The following is a 759-nucleotide window of genomic DNA, read 5'->3' as shown; positions in this document are numbered from 1 at the left end:
TGAAGAGCTAGCGACTTATATCAATGGTCAAACGGATCTGGTTTCGGCTTCCGTCAATGATGAAGGGCAGCTTCAGATCTATATGTCAGGCGAAGACACGGCAGGCACGATCTCTTTCTCAGGCTCGTTAGCCAGTGAGCTTTCGATGTCGGCGGGTTATTACGAGTCAGTCGATGATATTAATGTCACTGATGTTGGTGGAGCACAGCGCGCCGTGTCTATTTTGGATACAGCGATGAAGTATGTTGATAGTCACCGTTCTGAACTCGGGGCGATGCAAAACCGCTTTGACCATGCGATTAATAACCTTGAAAATGTTCATGAGAACTTGGGGGCATCAAACAGTCGAATCAAAGATACAGACTACGCCAAAGAAACCACTCAAATGCTCAAACAACAAATACTGCAGCAAGTCAGTACCACTATTTTAGCTCAAGCTAAGCAAGCGCCGAACTTAGCTTTAACGCTGCTAGGCTAATAAATTAGGTTAATTCTTATAAAGGTATTCTCGGTTAACTAAAGTCCTTTGGTTAATTAAAACACAATATTTCCCCCGGCTGACGTTTCGACAACTTTAGCCTTTTTCTCATCTTTTTTTGATAATTTCACTGCCAGTCACGCTTTCTTATCCTTTCTCGCTATTTCTTTAATTTTGTTGCTTTTTTTCTAAAGGTTTCAGCATTCACGCCGTTATTAAAAGTAACTTAGAGATAACTACTTGGTTTTCCGAGACGTCGGAAGCCGCTATACCGGAAAATC

General features: G+C 42.0%; 1 protein-coding gene. It reads left to right on the top strand.

Annotation, left to right across the window (positions count from 1 at the left end; all coding sequences use genetic code 11):
• A partial coding sequence (locus AB4496_RS26025) for a flagellin (protein ID WP_372132767.1) occupies nucleotides 1–478 on the top strand: 478 nt, incomplete at its 5' end.
• Nucleotides 479–759 lie beyond the last annotated feature (281 nt).

This window comes from Vibrio sp. 10N.222.46.A1 (assembly GCF_041473595.1).
GTDB lineage: Bacteria > Pseudomonadota > Gammaproteobacteria > Enterobacterales > Vibrionaceae > Vibrio > Vibrio tasmaniensis_A.
This window is presented reverse-complemented; position numbering and strand designations above follow the sequence as displayed.